Raw genomic sequence first — 21180 nt, forward strand, 5'->3', positions numbered from 1 at the left:
TTATCAATTTTTTACATTATATTTTATGGATAAGTTTATTTCACTCAAAAGGTAAAATCATAAAAGTATGTAAAAATAGTAGCTTAATCTATATCAAAGTAGAATAATCTAGGTGTATATAAAAAAGTTTGAAAATTATAGTTTTCAATACAAAATTATAAATTTTACATATTTTTACCTTTTATCATATCTTTTTATGATTGATATAAGATTTATTTAATAAAAATATTTTAATCTTTTTGCCTTGCATATAAAAACAAACTTTTTCCTAAAAAAGCTTTTTTTTACTAAGTTAATACTAAAATACCTTTTCTAGTTAAAAAGCTAAAATTTTAGATTTAGGAAAAGTTTTTATGAAATACCCTTTAGATTGTGAAGAAAATTTTGAAAAATCATTCTTATTTTGGTTAGCAAAATATGTAAAATTTAAACTCAACTCACTATCTAACAAAGAGTTAAAAAATCCACAAGCTTTAGCAGAAGTTAATTTTACTCTTACAAAAGGTGTAAAAAACATTGATGAACTTGATGCTCTAGCAAAAAAAGCAAGAAATGCTGGTTTAAGTGGAGTTAATACTTATTTTAACCCCTTAAAAAAAGTATTTGAATATTTAAATTTTTACAAGCTTTATTCTTTAAAACAGATTGATGAAGAACTCATTGTAGAAGTTTTAGCAAGTATAACAGGTGCTTTATCAGATGCAAGTAAAAAAAATTACCGTATTGCTGTGATTAATTTTTTTGATTTTTTAGACAAGCAAAATGAAGAAGATGAAAAAGCACATATTTTCGATATTAATCTTAAAAACTGGGCAGGTATAGCAGGTTCTAAAGGGGTAAAATTACCTGAATTTATGAGCGAAGAAGAGCTTAAAAAATTTCTTGATGCTATTGAAAATGCAGATTTTAAAAACAATACCATACGCAATAAACTTATTATTAAAATCATCATTTTTACAGGCATACGGGTAAGTGAAGCTATCAATATCAAAATGGGTGATATTAGCGAAGAAAACGATCTTTATATCATAAGAATAAGAGCTAAAGGCAATAAATATCGTGTTGTAATGATAAAAAAAGAACTTATTTACGATTTGCTTAAAAATGTAAGTATTAATTATATGAGTAAAGACGCCCTACTTTTTGTCAATAAAAAAGGCACTCCACTGACTCAATCTTATGTCAGTCGCATAGTAGAACAGCTTTTATTTCGTGCAGGAATTCGCAAACAAAAAAATGGTGCTCATATGTTGCGTCATACTTTTGCCACCCTGCTTTATAAAAAGCAAAAAGATTTAGTTTTAGTTCAAGAAGCTTTAGGGCATGCAAGTTTAAATACCTCAAGAATTTACACTCATTTTGATAATGATAAATTAAAACTTGCCGCACAGGTTGCAAAGGAATTAAGTGACTCTTGAAAACTATGCTGTTTTTGGTAAATATTTTTACCATGATTTAAAACACACTTTAAAAGCCTTTAACCACAAAGAAAGTAAAAAATGCTTTAAATTTATAGAAAAATATAAAAATGATTTTTATATTTTAATGCTTACTGATTATGAACTATATAGATATTTTCAAGATAAAAATTTCACAAGCAAAAAGGCTTATTTGTCTGTATTTGCTTTTAAAAAAAGAAAAAAATTTCAAAAAGAAGATATCGATGAAGAAAAATTTATTCCTGAATTTATAAATTTTTTAGATCAAGATAATTACAAAGAAAATTTCATCAAGGTTAAAGAGGCAATCTCCAAAGGAAGAGTTTATCAAATCAACCTTACTCAAAATTTTAAATTTCATAGCAAAATGAATTCTTTTGAACTTTTTAAACTTTTGCTTTCTAGACAAGATACTGAATTTAAAGCTTTTATAAAAGATGAAACAAGAGAAATTTTATCCTTTTCTCCTGAACTTTTCTTCAAAACCAAAAAAAGAAAAATATTTACAAAACCTATGAAAGGCACAATTAAGCGTGATAAAGATCCTATAAAAGATGAAGAAAATAAAATTTTCTTGCAAAATGATACAAAAAATCTGAGTGAAAATGTTATGATTTGTGATCTTTTACGCAACGATCTTTCAAAAATCATCACAAAAAAAAGCTTAAAAACAAAACTTTTTGAAATTCAAAGTCACCCTACTTTACATCAAATGACTTCAAGCGTACAAGGAAAACTTAAAAAAAATATTTCTTTATATCAAATTTTTAAAGCTCTCTTTCCTTGTGGTTCTATTACAGGTGCTCCAAAGCTTGAAAGTATTAAATTTATTGAAGAATTAGAACAAAGAGATCGTGGTATTTACTGCGGAACTATAGGTTTAATACACAAAAATAAAAATAAATTTAGCGTAGCCATACGCACCTTAGAAAAACAAGATGAAATTTATACTTATAGCACCGGTAGTGGCTTGGTTTGGGACTCAAAATTCAAAGATGAATTTGAAGAATTAAAACTTAAAAGCGCGATCTTAAATCCTTGTGATTTTCATCTTTTTGAAACCATGTATTTTAAAAATTCTCAAATTTTATTTTTAAAAGAACATTTATTAAGGCTTATAAATTCAGCTCTTAAATTTAATTTTAATACTCACAAGCTCTTTAAAGATTTTTATAATATTTTAAATCAAAAAAGTTCTTATAAAGAATATCAAAATTTTACACTTTTTAAACTCGATGAAAAAATTTTCCACAAAAAACACTCTTTATTTTATAATTTTCCCCTACCCTTTAAAAATCCACATAAAGAAGGAATTTTAAAGCTTATTTTATACAAAGACGGAAGATACGAATTTCAACAAAGTGCCTTAAAACAAAATTCAAACGATATTTTGCTTTTAAGTGATGATAAAATTAACTCAAAAAGTGACAATCTCTATCACAAAAGCTCTTTACGTACTTTTTATAATCAACACTCATACAAATGGCAGCAAAACTTGTGTTATGACATAGCTTTTTTTAACGAAAAAGATGAACTTTGCGAAGGCTCAAGAACCAATCTCATCTTAGAAAAAAACGCTCAATTTTATACTCCACAAATTCAAAGCGGTATGTTAAATGGCGTATATAGAAATTTCTTAATCAATCTTGGCTTGATAAAAGAAAAAGCATTATTTAAACAAGATTTATTTGAAGCAGAAAATATTTATTGCATTAATTCCGTGCGTGGTTTAAAAAAGGTAAAATTACAATGAAGAAAATTTTATTTATAGATAATTATGATTCTTTTAGTTACACCATCATCTATTATCTTAAAGAACTTGGTTTTGAATGTAAAGTGATAAAAAACGATGCCTTTAAAAAAGCCAAAGAATTAGAAAAATTTGATTTTACTCATCTTATCATTTCTCCTGGTCCTCATTCTCCTAAGGAATCTAAATTAAGCTTAAAAGCAATCAAATATTTTAAAAAAAATAAAAAAATTTTAGGCATATGTTTAGGACATCAGTGTATAGCTGAAATTTTTGGCGGTAAGGTTTCTAAAATGCAAAATCCCATGCATGGTAAAATTTCTAAACTTTATTTTAAAAAAGATCCTATTTTTAAGGGTATTAAACAAGAAATTGAAATTTGCTTATATCATTCTTTACACATTAGCTCCATGCCTGAAAAATGCAAAATTTTAGCTCATAATTCAGAAAATATTATTATGGCAATTAAACATAAAAAATATCCTATTTATGGATTGCAATTTCACCCCGAAGCGGTTTTAACTCAAAAAGGCAAAAAAATACTTAAAAACTTTATGAAACTTTAGTCTTTTTTGCATTTAAAATAACACTCAATATAATCAAAACAAAAGCAAAAATATCAAGCAAGCTATAACGGGTTTTTAAAAATAAAAAACTCATCAAAGCAGCTGCTACAGGCTCTATAGAGGCAATCATACTAGCCCTTAGAGCACCTATATATTCCACTCCTTTTAAATACAAACAAAAAGCCCCTATAGTTCCGATAAAGACAATCCCACCCATAGAAAAAAATGCTTTTAAGTTAAAAGCATAGTGAATTAAACCCTTATCAAATTGCAAGATTAATAAAAATACAAAAGAAGCAAAAAGACTCGCCCAACCCATTATCCAAAAAAGACCATATTTTAATATCACTTCTCTAGCGCTTAAAGAATAAAAAGCAACTCCAAAAGCTCCTATAACAGCCCAAAAAATACCCCAATAATTTAAAACCACCGCTTCAATATCTCCTTTAGTTGCAAGCAAAAACAAAGCAAAAATAATCAAAATCAAAGCAAAAATTTCTATCAATTTAGGAAATTTTTTATTTTTAAAGCACAAATAAAGCATTATAATCAAAGGTGCACAATATTGTATCATTGTTGCAGTTCCAGCATCGGTATAATAAATAGCCTTAAAATAACCAAATTGTGTTAGCAAAAGCCCAAAAAATCCAAACATACAAATACTTAAGCTTTCTTTTAAATTTGTAAAAACTAAAATCTTTTGAGCTTTAAAACTTAAAAAAATCAAAATCAACCCTGTAGATAAAAGCCTATAAAAACAAATCCAATCTACGCTATAATTATTTTTAAAAAGGTATTCAGCTAAAACACCGCTAATAGCCCAAAAAATACCTCCCAAAAGAACTAAAAATACGCCCATTGCAAACCTTAATAAAAATTATTTTAAATTATAGTATATTTTTTTAAAATAATGTCGATTTAGTGTAATATATATTATAAATTAAGGAGAAAATATGCAAATTAACAATTCCTTAAATAGCTTAAGTCAATATGTTAAAGTCAACTCAAACGAAGAAAATCAAAACTCTAAAAATCAAGAACAAAACGCTTTAGCGCAAGATCCAGCTGTAGAGGTAAATATCAGCAAAGAAGCCAAAGAAAAATCAAATACTTCTAATCAAAACAATTCTCAAGCTCCAGCTCAAGCTTTAAACGCACAAAACAACACGCAACAAGATAGTAGCAGCAATAGTGAAGATAAACTTACAGAATTAACACAAAAGCTTGCAGAAATTCAAGCAAAAATTGTTGAACTAACTGCGAAAATGTCTAAAGCTAATGAGGATCAAATCAAAAGTATTGAAAGTCAAATAGCAACATTAAATGCCCAAGCTTCAACTATTCAAGCTCAAATTCAAGAACTCCAAAGCCAACAAGCTTGATTATATTTTTTCAAAAGTTTAAGAATGCTATAATGATGCATTTTTAAACTTTTTCAAGGAAAAATATGACTTATCTAGAAATCGAAGGCACAAATCATCTAAGCGGAAATGTTACAATAAGCGGAGCAAAAAATGCTGCCCTACCCTTGATCGTTTCAAGTATACTTGCTAAAAATGAAGTAAAAATCAACAATGTTCCTAATGTTGCTGATATAAAAACTCTTATATCTTTGCTAGAAAATTTAGGAGCTAAAGTCAATTTTCAAAACAATAGTGCTTTATTAAACACAAACACTCTTAATCAAACCATAGCTAAATATGACATTGTGCGTAAAATGCGTGCTTCTATACTTACTCTAGGGCCTTTGCTTGCTCGTTTTGGGCATTGTGAAGTATCTTTGCCTGGTGGATGTGCCATAGGACAAAGACCTATTGATTTACATCTTTTAGCCTTAGAAAAAATGGGGGCAAATATACAAATCAAACAAGGCTATGTCGTAGCTAGTGGAAATTTAAAAGGCAATGAAATTCTTTTTGATAAAATCACGGTTACAGGTAGTGAAAACATCATCATGGCAGCAGCTCTAGCTAAAGGTAAAACCAAACTCTTAAATGTTGCAAAAGAACCCGAAGTAGTTCAACTTTGCGAAGTTTTAAAAGACGCAGGACTTGAAATTAAAGGCATAGGTACAGATGAACTTGAAATTTATGGTAGCGATGGAGAACTTTTAGAATTTAAAGAATTTAGCGTTATACCTGATAGAATTGAGGCAGGAACTTATCTTTGTGCAGGGGCTATTACAAATTCTAAAATTACTTTAGATAAAGTTAACGCCACTCATCTTAGTGCAGTTTTAGCAAAACTTCATCAAATGGGTTTTGAAACTTTGATTACAGAAGATAGTATCACCCTACTTCCTGCTAAAGAAATTAAACCTGTAGAAATCATGACAAGTGAATATCCAGGCTTTCCAACCGATATGCAAGCGCAGTTTATGGCACTAGCTTTAAAAGCTAATGGAACTAGTATTATTGATGAAAGACTATTTGAAAATCGTTTCATGCATGTAAGTGAACTTTTAAGAATGGGTGCGGATATTAAACTCAATGGTCATATTGCTACTATAGTAGGCGGAAAAGAACTTAACGCTGCTGATGTCATGGCTACAGATTTGCGCGCTTCTTCAGCCCTTATCTTAGCAGCTCTTGCAGCTAAAGGTACAAGCAAAGTCCATAGAATTTACCATCTTGATAGGGGTTATGAAAATTTAGAAGAAAAATTTAAAGATTTGGGTGCGAAAATCACAAGGCTTGAAGAATGAAAAATATCTTTGAAACCTTAAAAGACTTAGAAAATCAAATTTCATGTTTAGATGAAAGTGAGCTTATTAGCCTTGAAAAAGCAAAGGATAGAATTTTAGCTAAAGATTTATACGCTAGAAAAAATCTACCTAGTTTTGACAATGCTGCTCTTGATGGCTATGCTTTTAATTATACTGATATCAATGAGGCTTTGGAGATTAAAGGGACTATTTTTGCAGGAGATAAAAATTTTTATACAGTTGCTAAAAATGAATGCTATAAAATCATGACAGGGGCTAAAATGCCCAAAAATGCTGATACTATCTTAATGCTAGAAGATGAGTGTATAGAAGAAAATAAACTCATCATTAAAAAAGTTCCTAAACAATACAATGCCTATCGTTATAAAGGTGAAGAATTAAAAAAAGGTGAAATTTTACTTCAAAAAGGTACCAAACTTAATGATAAACATATCGCCCTGCTTGCTTCTCAAGGGCTTTATAAAATAGAAGTCATAAGAAAAATTCGCATAGGTATTTTTTCAAGTGGAAATGAGCTAAAAGAACCTTGGCAAGAATGCGATGAAGAAAGTATTTATAATGCCAATGCTTTGCCTTTACTAACTATGCTTCAAAATGCTTCTTATTTGGGTATTATCAAAGATGATTTTAAAAGCACTAAAGAGGCTTTAGAAAATACAAATTTTGATCTTTTAATCACTTCAGGAGGTGCAAGCGTTGGCGAGGCTGATTTTATGGAAAAAGCTTTAGATGAATTAGGCTTTACTCCGCTTTTTAAAGGTTTAAAAGCACGCCCTGCAAGACCTACTAAGCTTTATAGAAAAGGTGAAAATTTCGTATTGATTTTACCAGGAAACCCTATGGCAGCTTATCTTTCTTGTTTTATTTTTGCTAAAAAAATCATTAATTTATTAAGTGGAAACCTAGACAATCCTTTAACATTTTATGGCAAAATGGGTATGGATTTAAAGCTTAAAAGCGGAAGAAATAATCTCATTTTAGGAAATTTAGAAAAAGGTATTTTTACACCATTTAACGAAAACAAATTTGGCTCTGGTATGATACTTCCACTTATTAAAAGTGAGTTTTTGCTTATAAGCGAAGAAAATACAGGTGAATTAAAAAAAGGTGATGAAATCACGCTTTTAAAAATATAATGTTTGTGTTTTTCACAAACATTAGCTTAATTTATCCTCATCATCATGATCATGGATATATTGTTCATCATTTTCCAAGGTATCAACAAAACGCCCTATCCTTTCCCAGCGAACATTTTTATCTTTATCCCAAGAGAAATATACAAACCAAGGTTTACCTACTATCAACCTATAAGGAACAGAACCCCAAAAACGACTATCATAAGAATAATCGCGATTATCACCCATCATGAAATACTCATTTTCAGGTACATCAAAAACATAAGCATTTCCGCCGCTAAAACCTATATGATTTCCAAGTTCTTTAATATAAGCTGGAGACATGGCAAAATCACCTATGCTAAGAAAGCGTAAAATATCGCTTTCTATATCTTTTTTTGGATCATAATGAATACCTTTTTGTTTATAAGGTTCTTTTACATAAATTTGCCCTCCAAGAGTAACAAGATCATTCGGATAATGTTCTTTCATAAATTCATCACCCTCATGCATTCTTACATAAAGTGTTTTATTTGCATAAACTATCCTATCTCCTCCTGTGCCTACACAACGCTTTACAAAGTGTTCTTTTTCATTTCTAGGATTTCTAAAAACAACTATATCTCCTCTTTGTGGCCCTTGTGCTTTTATCAAATGCCCATCTTTATTAAAATCCGGCAAAACAGGAATTTCCAACCAAGGAATATGAGGAGTTGGGATACCATAGCTAAATTTTTTAACAAATAAAAAATCCCCTACTAATAAGGTGTTTTTCATAGAACCAGAAGGAATAACAAAAGCTTGTATAAAGAAAAAAATCACCAAAAGAACAATAACTACAGTTCCAGTCCAAGACTGTGAAAATTTATATAATTTCTTTAAAATTTCCATAGATTTTCCCTAATTAAGTCTATTTTTAGCAGATTTAACTGTGTTTTCTAAAAGCATGGCTATAGTCATAGGACCTACTCCACCTGGAACAGGAGTTATATAACTAGATTTTTTAGATACCTCTTCAAAATCTACATCTCCAACTATCTTTCCACTTTCAAGACGATTGATTCCAACATCAACAACAATCACTCCTTCTTTTACCATATCCGATCGAAGTAAATTCACACAACCTGCTGCTACTATAATCAAATCAGCTTGCCTAGTATAAAGGCTCAAATCTTTGGTTTTAATATGACAAACGCTTACTGTAGCTCCAGCATTTAAAAGCATAGTAGCCATAGGACGACCTACTATATTTGAAGCACCTATAATAACAGCGTCTTTTCCTTCTAAATCAATTTCATAAGCCTTCAAAAGCTTCATAACTCCAAGTGGAGTACAAGGCAAAAACCCACTTTCTAAGCCTAAATTTAAATATCCTACATTAATAGGATGAAAGCCATCAACATCTTTACTACTTATAATACTTTCAAGTATTAAATCTTTACAAATATGATCAGGTAAGGGAAGCTGAACCAAAATTCCATGAACACTATCATCGTGATTTAAGGTATTAATCAATGCCAAAAGTTCATTTTGTGTAGTATTTTCATTAAGATGATAAACTAAAGATTTAATTCCACATTCTTCACAGGCTTTAGCCTTAGATTTTACATAAGTTTGACTTGCAGGATTATCTCCAACCAAGATAACAGCTAAACAGCTTTCAATCCCTTTGCTTTTCAAAAATTGATTTTTTTCTTTTAATTCTTCTTTGATTTTTGCGCTTAAAGCTTTACCATCAAGCAAAGTCATTATTTTCCTTCTATAAATTTAATCACTTTTTTAAAGTAAAAATTGTATCATATTAAAACTTCATTAACAAGGTGAAACTTTGAAAATTGTTTTAATGTTTTTTTTATTTAGTATTAGTCTTTTTGGTGCTGATTTTATCACTCTTAAAGAATACTCTAAAATGCTTTATGAAAATCCAAGGGGCATTAGTTGTAAAGAATGTCATGGAGCAGATGGAAGCGAACAAATTTTAGGATATTATATGAAAAATGGTATTAAAACAGCTTATAAAGTTCCAAGTATACAAAATCTTAGTTTTGAAAATTTTAAAAATTCTCTTAATCAGAGTAAAGACGCAAAATCAATCATGCCAAATTACTCTTTAACAAATGATGAAATTGTAACTTTATATAATTACATCAAGCAATTTAGCAAGGAAGAAAAATGACAAACAAAAAAGCTTTTAAAGAAGCGTGTAAATTCATCGCAGGTGGTGTAAATTCTCCAGTTCGTGCTTTTGCAAATGTTCAAAGTGAGCCAAAATTTATTTCTCATGGAAAAGGTGCTTATATTTTCGATATAGATGGAAATTCTTATATAGACTATGTTCAAAGCTGGGGGCCTTTGCTTTTTGGACATTGCGATAAAGATATACAAAAAGCTTGTCAAAAAGCACTTCATAAAGGTTCAAGTTTTGGAGCTCCAACTTTATTAGAAACTGAACTTGCCAAGCTTGTTTTATCTGATTTTCCTCATTTAGAAAAGATCCGCTTTGTAAGCAGTGGAACAGAAGCAACCATGAGTGCTATTCGTCTTGCCCGTGGTTTTACTAAAAAAGATAAAATTTTAAAATTTGAAGGATGTTATCACGGGCATTCTGATTCATTATTAGTGAGTGCAGGAAGTGGTGCTGCTACTTTTAACTCTCCTAGTTCTTTGGGTGTTTTAGAAGATGTAGCTAAACACACTTTAGTAGCTAAATATAATGATATAAATAGCGTTAAAGAGCTTTTTGAAAAAAATAAAGATATTGCATGTGTTATCATTGAGCCTATTGCTGGAAATATGGGGTTAGTTCCAGCTAAACAAGATTTTTTAGAAGAACTTGCTAAGATCTGTAAAAACAATCAAACTCTGCTGATTTTTGATGAAGTAATGAGTGGATATAGAGCATCTTACCTTGGTTCCTATGGAATCAATCATATCCAAGCAGATATAATTACTTTTGGTAAGGTAATAGGAGGCGGTCTACCTGCAGCAGCATTTGCTTCTAGAGCTGAAATTATGGATATTTTAAGTCCTTTGGGTGGAGTTTATCAAGCAGGAACTTTAAGTGGAAATCCTTTGGCAATGGCTGCAGGTATAGCAAGTCTTACAAAAGCCAAAAAGAAAACCAAGCTTTATAACAAACTTGGAAAATTAGCAAAAAAACTTACACAAGGAATGAAAAAATTAGCAGATGAAAAAGGACTTCCGCTGCAAGCTTGTCATGTAGGTTCTATGTTTGGATACTTTTTCACCAAAGATCCTGTATCAAACTACCAAGATGCATTAAAATCTGATCTAGCATTATTTTCAAAATTTCACAAAAATATGCTTGAAAATGGAATTTATTTAGCACCTTCTCAATTTGAAACAGGCTTTATATGTTCAAAAATGGATGATAAAATTATAGATACAACATTAGAGGCTGTTAGGGAAAGCTTTAAAAGAATATGAGCAATATTTTAAAAGAAGAAAAAAATCACTTAGAAAATTCCAACAGCAAAAGACAAAAAATCATTCGCAAAACTCTTGAAGCTGCGGATGGTTTAAGTCTTGGCATCTCTATGGTTGTTGCTGTATTTATAGGTGTGGGAATAGGATATTTACTTAAAAAATTTACTCCTTATCCTTGGCTTTTTTGGCTTGGAGTTTTTTGGGGGATCAGTGCTGCTATACTTAATGTTTATAAAGCTTATAAAGTTCAAGTAAAAAGCTATGAAGAATTTAAAGAAAGAGATGAGTTGATCAAAGAAAAAATTCAAAAAGAAAAGAACAAATAATGGAACATAAAAAAGCTCTATTTTGTATTTTTGCCATTATTCATTTATTTTTTTGGATCATATTTTCATCGTTAAATCATTTTAAATTAGATACATTTTTAAGCTATGAAATAGCTTTTTTTAGTGTTTTATTGATTATTTTTACTTCTTATTTAAATTATAAAAAAGTCATTATAAAAAAATCAAAAAATTATGAAAAAGATTTTAATTTCATTTCATCACTTTTTATTAAAAAAAAACAAAATTTATCAAAAATTATTCATTTTAAAGTTCTAAAAGACGATTTAAAGCCAAATATTAAAGAGAAAATCCATTTTTTTACTATGTTTTTTACTCTCTTTAAATTGATGGCTTATGTGATATTGGTTGCTGGATTTTTATTTTTACATCGCCAAGATAAATTAGATATCTTTGCTTATATTTGTGGAATTTCATCCTTGCTAGTTTGTGTGTTTATTTTTATTTTATATATAAAAAAGTATGAGTCCAAAAAAAATTATTAAATCAATGACAGCACTTTTTGCTGGTATGGCATTTTTATTTGCAGGTAATGCCTTGATGGTAAGCTCTATAGGTGTTATATTAAAAGAAAACGGAGAAAGTTCTTTAGCTGTTGGAGTAGTAAGTTCTTGTTTTTTTGTAGGTGCTCTTGTTGGAACTATCAGTGCTCATAAAATTATTTCTCGTATAGGTCATATACGCTCTTTTGGGCTATTTGGTGCTATTTTTGGAATTTCAGCTATGCTTCATACAGTAAGCGAAAATCTTATTTTTTGGGCTATTTTAAGATTTTTCATAGGAATTTGCTACTATGGACTTTTAATGGTCATAGAATCATGGCTTAATGAAAAAAGCAAAAATGCCATTCGATCTAGAATTTTAGGCTTTTATGAAATTGTTTTTTATCTTGCGTTTGGTATTGGAGTTTTAATCATAGCGTTAAATTTGAGCAAACATAGTGTATTTATTCTCAGTGCAACTTTAATTTTACTTTCATCTTTACCTTTAAATCTAATTAAAATCAAAGAACCTGTTTTACCCGCATCAAGTCCTATTTCTATACCTAAAATTTTTGATATAGCTCCTTTAGCTATCGTCACAAGCTTTATAGCTGGAATGCTTATAAATGGCTTTTTTTCTATGGCATCTTTATTTATACTTTTGCAAGGTTTTGATACAAAAGCGGTTTCTTATTTTATATTTTGTGGGGTTTTAGGTGGTTTTATTGCACAAACCATCATAGGAACTATTTCAGATAAACTTGGTCGCAAATTTGCCATTATCACTTGTGCAAGCATAGGATTTATCACTATGCTTATATTTATCTTTTTTAAACTTCACTTGTATATGCAATATTTTTTAGGAATTACTCTTGGTATAGGAATATTTTGTTTATATGCTTTAGCACTTGCTAGAGCAAATGATGTTTTAGTAAACAAAAATAAAGGTGTAGAGTTAGGTCGTGGGGTTCTTTTTTGTTATTCTTTGGGCTCTTTGTTTGGCCCTTTAATTTTAGGTTTTTTAATGCAATATTTTGAAATCAAAGGTTTTATATGGTTTTATATAATTTCTTTAGCATTTTTAATTCTTTTTGCTATCAATAAACCAAATATTTTAAATAAAAAATTTAAGAAAAAGCCTGGAAATATGGTGATATTTGATGATTAATACTCAACTAGCAAGTCAAATTGCCAATACGCAAAAAAATGATTTAAAAGTAGATAACTCTGCTTCAAAAGATAAAACAAATTTAAAAGACAATCCAAAAGAAGCACTTGCACAAGCTTTAAAGCAAAATTTAGGTTTAAGCAAGGACGCTAGTAGTGAGGAAATACTAGCAAAATTTGTTCAAAATGAAACAGGTACCAAATTAAAAGAACTTGTTAATAAACTTTTAGATCAAATCAATGCTCAAAAAAATCCCGATTCCCCTGTACTTAAACAAGGAAAAAATTTAAATTTAGCTCCTAATTTTGCTAATGAATTAAAAACCTTAAGTACAGAACTTGCAAAAAGTGATACTTTTACACAAGTTTTAGACAGATTAAATCAAATTTTAAAACCTGCCAGTGAAATAAAAAACAATAACTTAGCTCCTTTGTTTAAAAATTCAGGCGTATTTTTAGAAGCTAAATTAAAAGATGCTCTAAACGAAGAATTACTACCCAAAAGTTTTCACTCTCTTTTAAGTACAATCAAAGGTCTTAATAGTGAAAAACTAAGCGTTCAGATAGCCCAGCTTGCAAATACAAATTTAAGCCCAAAAGACACTTTAAAAGAATTAAAAAATATTATTAATTCTAGCAAAATTGAAAATAAGCAAATTTTAAATCAAAGTTCTTTTAAAGCACTTTTAAATTTAAGTTCTAAATTGGAAAATTTTAAAAATTATATAAGTAAAAATCCCAGTCATGCTCAAGAAAAAATCACCCCTATAGCTAATAAAATTTTAAAAGAATTAAATTCCATCAAAAATGATTTTTTCAAAGCTCTTAATAAGCCAGAAAATTTAATGATAAAAGATCCAAACATCCTTAAGCAAACTGCTACCGCCTTTGAAAAACTTGAAAATACTTTAAAAAATATACTAGGCAATCAAGCTTCTAAAATACAAGATAAAGAAAATATTTTAGAAAATCTTTTAAGTAACAAAGAAAATATGAAAGAAGAAAAACTTAATCATAACACAAAAAACCAAGATGAAGAAAAACATATAAAAGCATCAAAAGAAGAAACTCTCACAGATGATACTAAAACCGATATTAAGCAAGATTTAAAAAACGAAGAAAATTCGCATGCAAAAGAAACTGATATAAAAGAAGATGAAAATTTAGATTCTGATATAAAAACTCACGAAGAAGATACTCAAGATACAAAAAATGATATTCAAAATAATGAAACAGAAAATAAGCCAGACAATGATATAAAAAATTTTACTCCAAACCAAGAAAAAATCAAAGATGAAAAACAAGAAAAATCAAAAGAAAATATCAAAGAAAATCCAAAATTTTATGAAACAAAAACAGAAAACAAAACTTCAATCAATACAAATACCAACACTTCAAATCCTAACACAAACAATACGCAAAATTTAAATAATTCTCAAAATATTCAATCTAACAATAACCAAACTATGCAAAATATTTTTAAAAATCAGGAATTTATAAAACAAAATATTATAAAAAATTTAGCATTTAATGTGGAAAATTTAGATCTAGAACAAGTGCAAGATTTAAGTAAAAATTTAAGCAATCTTTCTCGTAGACTTAATGAAAGCTTAAAAGAACTTGAACCCTATACTCAAAATGCCAAGCTTAATCAAGCAGAACTTAAAAATCTCGAACACAAACTCAATCTTTCTACCAAAGATCTAGCGCAAATTAAACCAAAAACAGAACAAGATATAGCTGAATCTTTACATCATGATGTAAAATCAACACTTTTGCAAATTTCAAATTTAGCTAAAAATGAAGGCAATGAAGCTATATATAATCAAGCTAATCGTCTTTTAGCACAAATTGAAATCAATCAGCTTATGTCTTTAGCTAATGATTCTATCAATACTTATCTGCCTTTTTCTTGGGATGATTTAAATGATTCTAAAATTATGTTTAGACGCGGAAAAAAGGATAAATTTTTTGCTCAGATTAAACTCGAATTTGCAAAACTTGGGGATTTGGAAATTCTTATTTCTTTAAATAATGAAAAATATATAGATATTAATATTATGGCAGAAAATATTGAATTTAGAAAAACCATCTATGAAAATGCCCATGAGCTTAAAAGAAATATCAATAAAGCAGGACTTTTAAGTGCAAATTTCTTTGTAGGTGATATCATAAGAAGTAAATTTGATACTAGAAATATGAAAAATTTAGATCTTGAAATGGGTATGGATAAAAAAGTATGAGCAAAATCAAAAGATCGATTAAAAAAGCTGTAGCTCTAGGCTATCAAAAAGAAAAAAACTCTGCCCCAAAAGTGCTTGCAAGTGGCAAAGGTGAAAGTGCTGCTAAAATTATTTCTTTAGCCAAGGAACACGGAGTTCCCATTAAAGAAGATGAAGATTTAATAGAAATTTTAAGCAAACTTGACTTAGGCGATGAAATTCCACCTAATATGTATAAAGCCGTAGCTGAAGTTTTTGCCTTTATCTATCAAATGGCAAATAAAACTCCTAAAAACTAATCCGCTATTTTTTCTCCAAATTTAATACCCTGCCCTGCTTTTAAATTAAAAGTTAAAAGTCCTTTTTGAGAGATTAAAACTATAGTAGAACCCAGTTCAAAATTTCCTAGTTCTTCGCCTTTTTTTAGATTTAAATTTTCATATTTTCTAGTAAAATTATGAGAAATTTTAGCATTAGTTTGTATGCTTGCATCAAAATTAAAACGCATTTTTCCTACATTTTGCGCTCCTACAAAAACAAGCCAAAAAATACCTTTTTCATTTTGACATTTTAAACTCACTCTTTCATTTTTTACATATAAATTACTAATGCGTTCCAAATGCTTTTCATTTACACTATAAAGGGCGCCGCTTGTGTAAGTTGCGCTTAAAATTTGCATATCACAAGGGCTGTGATAACGATGATAATCTTTTGGAGAAAGATAGATATTGACATAATCAAGCCCATTTTTAAGCTCATCTTTTTCAAAGCTATCTTTTAAAAGCTCCTCAATGCTATAAGTATGCCCTTTTATAGAAAAAGCAAAATGTTCTTCATTTGCCAAAAAAGTACTTCCACACTCTAAAATTTTACCATCACTTGGACTGATAAAACCTTCTTCAAGTTTTCTTGGAATGTGCAAAGTTCTTGTAAAAAGAGCATTTAAACTCTCGTATTCACAAGGAGCTTTAAATTCACTCATATCGATATTAAAATACTTAACATAATTTTCATTAATAACTTTTTGTATCATTTTAGGAAATTTAATCCCCGCTACAAAACCAAAAAGCCTCGAACTTTCTTTTGAAAAACTCATTTTTTTCCTTTTAAATTTAAAATCACTATTTCACTCGGAGCAAAAACTCTAAGACTTGGCCCCCAAAATCCTGCGCCACTACTCACATAAAGCTTAGTTTTTTCTCCTAAATTATAAAGCCCATGAACAAAACCTTGCTGAAGTTTAACTAAAAACATAAAAGGAAAAATTTGCCCTCCATGCGTATGCCCACTTAAAACAAGGTCAAAATCACTTAAATCATAAAGCAAAGCTGTTTTAGGTTGATGTGTGAGTAAAATACTAGCTTTACTTGTATTTAAATCCACTTTTATTCTTGCTAAATCAGGAGCATATAAACCCTTATTAAGTCCGGCTAAATCTCCAAGTCCAGCAATATTTATAAAACCTAAATCTAAATTTTGATTGACTAAAATTTTCATATTAGTATGTTTTCTAAGTAAATCCAAAACTTCATTGATGCCATGATAATACTCATGATTTCCCAAAGCATAAAAAGTTCCGTAAGTGGAGTTAAAATCATTAAGTTTTGAGATGTAATTTTTTAAATCTTTAGGATTAGTATCAATCAGATCTCCTACTATTACAACCATATCAGGACTTTGCAAATTCACTTTAGTGATGAGCTTATCTAAAAAATTTTCATGCAAATTTTTACCCAAATGTATATCGGTAAGCATGGCAATTTTTAGATCTTGTTTAAGATTTGGTATTTCAACATCAACACTCTTTACTTCAGGTATTTTTAGAGCATTATTTATACTTATATAAATTAAAAACACACTTAAAACTATAAGAGAAAGCTCAAAAATCAAACGCAAAATAAGATTATATTTTTTATCTCTTTTACCTATAAGAGCTAAAATCAATTTAATAAAATCCCAAGCTAAAGTCATAAAAAACAAACAATAAGTTGGCGCATAAAGCATGGCTAAAATTTCATACCAAGTATCACTTAAATATTCATCTCTACGAAATATTAAAAACACAGCTTGGGCTAAAAAAAGCACAATAAAAATAAAGGCAAAAATTTTATAAAAATACTTAAAAAGAGTAATTTTCTTGATTAATCTTTTATAAATATAAACATTTGCTAAGCCAAAAATCAATAATACAATGAAAGAAAAAATTAAAAATATCATAAAAGTATTATAACCAAGTAAAATTAAATATCCGTATAAATTTTTCTGTTATAATAAGCTTTTAAATAATTTTAAAGGCTATAAAATGTACCGTTTTGCACCTTCTCCCACAGGTGATATGCACATAGGAAATTTACGCGCAGCAATTTTTAATTATATCTGTGCAAGACAAAAAAATATGGATTTTATTTTACGTATTGAAGATACTGATAAAGCTAGAAATATAGCAGGAAAAGAAGAAGAAATCAAAGAAATTTTAAATCTTTTTGGTATTTCATGGCAGCATTACTATATACAAAGTGAAAATTTAAAATTCCATCGCCAAATGGCTTTAAAACTTGTAAGCGAAAAAAAAGCTTTTGCTTGTTTTTGCACCGAAGAAGAACTTGAAGCAAAAAAAGAGTTAGCTAAAAAACAAGGTAAAGCTTATCGCTACGATGGCACTTGTGAAAAACTAGCCGATATTGATGTTTTAGAATGTGAAAAACCCTTTGTTATCCGTCTTAAAAAACCTACTCATACTATGAAATTTACTGATTTTATCAAAGGCGAGCTTAGTTTTGAACCTGAAAACATAGACTCTTTTGTAATTATGAGAACAGATAAAACTCCAACTTATAATTTTGCTTGTGCGGTTGATGATATGCTTGAAAATGTCACTTGTATTATACGCGGAGAAGATCATGTTTCAAACACTCCAAAACAAGAACATATCCGCGCAAGCTTAGGTTATAATAAAGCCATGACTTATGCACACTTACCTATCATTTTAAACGAAGAAGGTGTTAAAATGAGTAAAAGAGAAGCACATTCTTCTGTAAAATGGCTACTTGAAAGTGGAATTTTACCTAGCGCAATCGCAAATTATCTGATCATGCTAGGCAATAAAACTCCTTGTGAAATTTTTACCTTAGAAGAGGCTATAAAATGGTTTGATATTTCTAAAGTTTCAAAAGCTCCCGCAAGATTTGATCTTAAAAAACTTTTGCAAATCAATCGCGAACATATCAAAATGATCAAAGATGATGAGCTTAATAAAATTTTAGATTTAAACAAAGATCTTGCACAACTTGCTAAATTTTACACTCAAGAAGCAAGCACCATAAAAGAACTTAAAGAAAAAATGCGAGCTATTTTCAACACAAAAGACTTTGGAGAGTTTGAAACAGAATGTAAAATTTTAAAAGAACTCTTAAAAGATATTGAACTTTTTGAAAACTATGAAGATTTTAAAAATGAACTTTTAAGCAAAAGCGACTTAAAAGGTAAAAAATTTTTCATGCCTTTAAGGATAATTTTAACAGGAAATATCCACGGACCTGAGCTTAGTGATCTTTATCCTTATATTAAAAATTTTATTCACGAATTAGCAAGGATTTAACTATGGTTATAGACTCTTTTATTATTTCTATTTTTCAAGTACTACAAATTGTCATTAACATTTATACTTGGATTATTATCATCACAGCACTTTTAAGCTGGGTAAACCCTGATCCTTATAATCCCATAGTGCAAATTTTATATAAATTAAGTTATCCTGCTTACGCCTTAGTTAGAAAAATTCCAACACGCATTGGTAATATTGATCTTGCACCTTTGATTATAGTCTTAGCATTGCAGTTTCTTGGTATTTTTCTTGGGAATATCTTAAGGAGTATATTGTGATAAAAAAAATACTCGTTTTTTTATTTATTTTTTCAAGTTTAAATGCTACACAATATAGTATAGAAAAACTCAAAAAGGAAGAAAATTCGCTTGCTAAGGATTATTATATTTATAGGCTTTTAGAAAAAAATAAAATCAGTAAAAAAGATGCACAGGATTTAAATTCTCATATTTTTCGCTATATAGGAAAAATTAAATCCGAACTTGAAAAAATCATCCCTTTAAAGCCTTATATCAACCCAAAATATGCTAAATGCTATACCTATACAGCAAATACTATCTTAGATGCAAATTTAACTTGTCAAAGTGTGCGCTTAAATTCATTAGTTTTTATAGCGAGTTTAAATTCCAAAGACCGAACGACTTTAGCTCAAACCTTTAAAAATCAAAGACCTGATTTGACAAATTTATTACTAGCTTTTAATACTTCTGATCCTATGAGCTATATAGTACAAAAAGAAGATATTAATGGTTTTTTTAAACTTTATAATTATTCTAAAAAATACGACTTAGATTTAAATACAAGTTTAGTCAATAAATTACCAAACCACATTGGTTTTAAAGATTTTGCACAAAATATTATTATTAAAAAAGAAAATCCAAAATTTAGACATTCTATGCTAGAAATAAATCCTGAAAATGTAAGTGAAGATTCTGCTTTCTATTTAGGAGTCAATGCCTTAACTTATGATAAAACAGAGCTTGCTTATGACTTTTTTAAAAAGGCAGCACAAAGTTTTAAATCGCAAAGCAATAAAGACAATGCTATATTTTGGATGTGGTTGATTAAAAACAATGAAGAAGATTTAAAAACTTTATCACAAAGTTCTTCTTTAAATATTTATAGTCTTTACGCAAAAGAACTTACTAACACACCTTTTCCAAAGATAGAAAGCCTTAATCCAAGCAAGAAAAAAAATAATTTTAACATGCAAGATCCTTTTGCTTGGCAAAAAATAAACAAACAAATTCGCGATGCTAACGCAAGTCAACTAGATGTCTTGGCAAAAGAATTTGACACACAAGAAACCTTGCCTATTTATGCTTACATATTAGAACGCAAAAATAATTTTAAAAAACATTATTTTATAATGCCTTATTATGACAATATAAAAGACTATAACAAAACAAGACAAGCTTTAATTTTGGCTATTGCCAGACAAGAAAGTCGTTTTATTCCAACTGCTATTTCAGTTTCTTATGCTTTAGGCATGATGCAATTTATGCCATTTTTAGCCAATCACATAGGGGAAAAAGAATTAAAAATTCCAAATTTCGATCAAGATTTTATGTTTAAACCTGAAATAGCATATTACTTTGGAAACTATCATCTAAATTACCTTGAATCACGTTTAAAATCTCCACTTTTTGTCGCTTATGCTTATAATGGCGGTATAGGATTTACTAACCGTATGCTTGCAAGAAATGATATGTTTAAGACAGGCAAATTTGAACCTTTCTTGTCTATGGAGCTAGTTCCTTATCAAGAAAGCCGAATTTACGGAAAAAAAGTTCTAGCTAATTATATTGTGTATCGACATCTTCTGAACGATAGTATAAAGATTTCGGATATTTTTGAAAATTTAATTCAAAACAAGGCAAATGATCTAAACAAATCTTAGCTACAAGCCTAGTCTCTTCCTTGACACTAGGAAGAGATGCTTTAAAATAATCAGTATAGTTGTTTTGTATTATATATTTTAAGTACTCATCATCCAGTTTTTCAATATTGGCTTTTTTATTATTGATAAAAACTTCTAAATTTTGAATTTTTAATGTATTTGGAGTAAAAGACAAGGCCAATACATCATCTTTACTTGTCTTATCTAGAATTGGGTTTAAATAAGACATGGTTATAATGGCATTAATCTTATCTTGTGTGATTTTGTATTTTTGAGTAAACATTAAAGTTTGAGATTTTAAATTTGTATCCACAATCGCCTGATCTTTTAAAGAACAAGCTCCAAGCAAAAAAGCACCTAAAATTACACTATAAATTTTCATTCTTTTTCCATATTTTTTAGTATTATTGTAGCCTTTT

22 protein-coding genes are annotated in these 21180 nt (G+C 28.9%); 16 read left to right on the forward strand and 6 right to left on the reverse strand.

Features of this window, described 5'->3' with window-relative positions; genetic code table 11:
• Positions 1–353 precede the first annotated feature (353 nt).
• Genes AJN56_RS07975 through AJN56_RS07985 form a run of 3 tightly spaced genes read left to right on the forward strand, consistent with a single transcriptional unit; the run spans position 354 to position 3755 of the window.
• On the forward strand, positions 354–1418 hold the full coding sequence (locus AJN56_RS07975; RefSeq protein WP_002856853.1) for a tyrosine-type recombinase/integrase: 1065 nt from the start codon (positions 354–356) through the stop codon (positions 1416–1418).
• Positions 1408–3192, forward strand: coding sequence for a bifunctional chorismate-binding protein/class IV aminotransferase (locus AJN56_RS07980; RefSeq protein WP_002868821.1), 1785 nt, complete (start codon positions 1408–1410; stop codon positions 3190–3192). Before AJN56_RS07975 ends, AJN56_RS07980 begins: the two co-directional genes overlap by 11 nt.
• The gene (locus AJN56_RS07985) at positions 3189–3755 is read left to right on the forward strand and encodes an anthranilate synthase component II (RefSeq protein ID WP_002868820.1); all 567 of its coding nucleotides are present in this window, start codon (positions 3189–3191) and stop codon (positions 3753–3755) included. The genes AJN56_RS07980 and AJN56_RS07985 overlap by 4 nt, the downstream gene beginning before the upstream one ends.
• Here AJN56_RS07985 and AJN56_RS07990 read toward each other — a convergent pair.
• On the reverse strand, positions 3742–4614 hold the full coding sequence (locus tag AJN56_RS07990) for a DMT family transporter (protein ID WP_002868819.1): 873 nt from the start codon (positions 4612–4614) through the stop codon (positions 3742–3744). The genes AJN56_RS07985 and AJN56_RS07990 overlap by 14 nt on opposite strands.
• 94 nt (positions 4615–4708) lie before the next feature.
• On the opposite strand from AJN56_RS07990, the gene fspA1 reads away from it, so the two are divergent.
• From fspA1 to AJN56_RS08005, 3 genes are all read left to right on the forward strand, one after another.
• The gene (gene fspA1 / locus AJN56_RS07995; protein WP_002860516.1) at positions 4709–5137 is read left to right on the forward strand and encodes a flagellum-secreted nonflagellar protein FspA1; all 429 of its coding nucleotides are present in this window, start codon (positions 4709–4711) and stop codon (positions 5135–5137) included.
• 65 nt (positions 5138–5202) lie between these two features.
• Positions 5203–6459, forward strand: a complete 1257-nt coding sequence (gene murA / locus AJN56_RS08000) for a UDP-N-acetylglucosamine 1-carboxyvinyltransferase (RefSeq protein ID WP_002857102.1) — start codon at positions 5203–5205, stop codon at positions 6457–6459.
• Positions 6456–7616 (forward strand): molybdopterin molybdotransferase MoeA, encoded by a 1161-nt coding sequence (locus AJN56_RS08005; protein WP_002856962.1) that lies wholly within the window; start codon positions 6456–6458, stop codon positions 7614–7616. The genes murA and AJN56_RS08005 overlap by 4 nt, the downstream gene beginning before the upstream one ends.
• Before the next feature lie 21 nt (positions 7617–7637).
• On the opposite strand, the gene lepB is transcribed toward AJN56_RS08005, so the two are convergent.
• Complete coding sequence (lepB, locus tag AJN56_RS08010) at positions 7638–8486, reverse strand: signal peptidase I (protein WP_002852457.1); 849 nt, start codon at positions 8484–8486, stop codon at positions 7638–7640.
• Positions 8487–8495: 9 nt separating this feature from the next.
• Positions 8496–9344 carry a bifunctional methylenetetrahydrofolate dehydrogenase/methenyltetrahydrofolate cyclohydrolase FolD gene (folD, locus tag AJN56_RS08015; protein ID WP_002852542.1) on the reverse strand — a complete coding sequence of 283 codons (849 nt, stop codon included), beginning with the start codon at positions 9342–9344 and terminating at the stop codon, positions 8496–8498.
• 79 nt (positions 9345–9423) lie between these two features.
• Here folD and AJN56_RS08020 point away from each other — a divergent pair, with 79 nt between their 5' ends.
• The 7 genes from AJN56_RS08020 to AJN56_RS08050 are packed head-to-tail and all read left to right on the forward strand — an operon-like array spanning position 9424 to position 15556.
• Positions 9424–9771, forward strand: a complete 348-nt coding sequence (locus AJN56_RS08020; protein WP_002852485.1) for a c-type cytochrome — start codon at positions 9424–9426, stop codon at positions 9769–9771.
• Positions 9768–11042, forward strand: coding sequence for a glutamate-1-semialdehyde 2,1-aminomutase (gene hemL, locus AJN56_RS08025; RefSeq protein WP_002857128.1), 1275 nt, complete (start codon positions 9768–9770; stop codon positions 11040–11042). Before AJN56_RS08020 ends, hemL begins: the two co-directional genes overlap by 4 nt.
• Positions 11039–11368, forward strand: coding sequence for an AtpZ/AtpI family protein (locus AJN56_RS08030; RefSeq protein ID WP_002852414.1), 330 nt, complete (start codon positions 11039–11041; stop codon positions 11366–11368). The genes hemL and AJN56_RS08030 overlap by 4 nt, the downstream gene beginning before the upstream one ends.
• Positions 11368–11871 carry a membrane protein gene (locus tag AJN56_RS08035; protein ID WP_002852497.1) on the forward strand — a complete coding sequence of 168 codons (504 nt, stop codon included), beginning with the start codon at positions 11368–11370 and terminating at the stop codon, positions 11869–11871. Before AJN56_RS08030 ends, AJN56_RS08035 begins: the two co-directional genes overlap by 1 nt.
• Complete coding sequence (locus tag AJN56_RS08040) at positions 11849–13036, forward strand: MFS transporter (RefSeq protein WP_052785904.1); 1188 nt, start codon at positions 11849–11851, stop codon at positions 13034–13036. The genes AJN56_RS08035 and AJN56_RS08040 overlap by 23 nt, the downstream gene beginning before the upstream one ends.
• Complete coding sequence (locus tag AJN56_RS08045; protein WP_070246406.1) at positions 13029–15278, forward strand: flagellar hook-length control protein FliK; 2250 nt, start codon at positions 13029–13031, stop codon at positions 15276–15278. Before AJN56_RS08040 ends, AJN56_RS08045 begins: the two co-directional genes overlap by 8 nt.
• Positions 15275–15556 carry a FlhB-like flagellar biosynthesis protein gene (locus AJN56_RS08050; RefSeq protein WP_002852641.1) on the forward strand — a complete coding sequence of 94 codons (282 nt, stop codon included), beginning with the start codon at positions 15275–15277 and terminating at the stop codon, positions 15554–15556. The genes AJN56_RS08045 and AJN56_RS08050 overlap by 4 nt, the downstream gene beginning before the upstream one ends.
• Here the strand turns inward: AJN56_RS08050 and AJN56_RS08055 are convergent.
• Positions 15553–16353, reverse strand: coding sequence for a phosphatidylserine decarboxylase (locus tag AJN56_RS08055; protein ID WP_002868814.1), 801 nt, complete (start codon positions 16351–16353; stop codon positions 15553–15555). The genes AJN56_RS08050 and AJN56_RS08055 overlap by 4 nt on opposite strands.
• A complete protein-coding gene (locus tag AJN56_RS08060; protein ID WP_002856936.1) occupies positions 16350–17474 on the reverse strand; it encodes a metallophosphoesterase in 1125 nt (374 codons plus the stop codon). Before AJN56_RS08060 ends, AJN56_RS08055 begins: the two co-directional genes overlap by 4 nt.
• A gap of 85 nt (positions 17475–17559) precedes the next feature.
• On the opposite strand from AJN56_RS08060, the gene gltX reads away from it, so the two are divergent.
• Genes gltX through AJN56_RS08075 form a run of 3 tightly spaced genes read left to right on the forward strand, consistent with a single transcriptional unit; the run spans position 17560 to position 20761 of the window.
• Positions 17560–18855: a glutamate--tRNA ligase gene (gltX, locus tag AJN56_RS08065; RefSeq protein WP_002856800.1), complete on the forward strand. Its 1296-nt coding sequence runs from the start codon at positions 17560–17562 to the stop codon at positions 18853–18855.
• Between the two features lie 2 nt (positions 18856–18857).
• A complete protein-coding gene (locus AJN56_RS08070; protein ID WP_002852501.1) occupies positions 18858–19139 on the forward strand; it encodes a YggT family protein in 282 nt (93 codons plus the stop codon).
• On the forward strand, positions 19136–20761 hold the full coding sequence (locus AJN56_RS08075; protein WP_002861483.1) for a lytic transglycosylase domain-containing protein: 1626 nt from the start codon (positions 19136–19138) through the stop codon (positions 20759–20761). The genes AJN56_RS08070 and AJN56_RS08075 overlap by 4 nt, the downstream gene beginning before the upstream one ends.
• Here AJN56_RS08075 and AJN56_RS08080 read toward each other — a convergent pair.
• A complete protein-coding gene (locus AJN56_RS08080; protein ID WP_002859520.1) occupies positions 20658–21143 on the reverse strand; it encodes a lipoprotein in 486 nt (161 codons plus the stop codon). The two genes, AJN56_RS08075 and AJN56_RS08080, sit on opposite strands and share 104 nt — an antisense overlap.
• Positions 21144–21180 lie beyond the last annotated feature (37 nt).

Origin of the sequence: Campylobacter sp. BCW_4319, assembly GCF_001764435.1 — a bacterium.
GTDB classification, from domain to species: Bacteria; Campylobacterota; Campylobacteria; order Campylobacterales; family Campylobacteraceae; genus Campylobacter_D; species Campylobacter_D jejuni.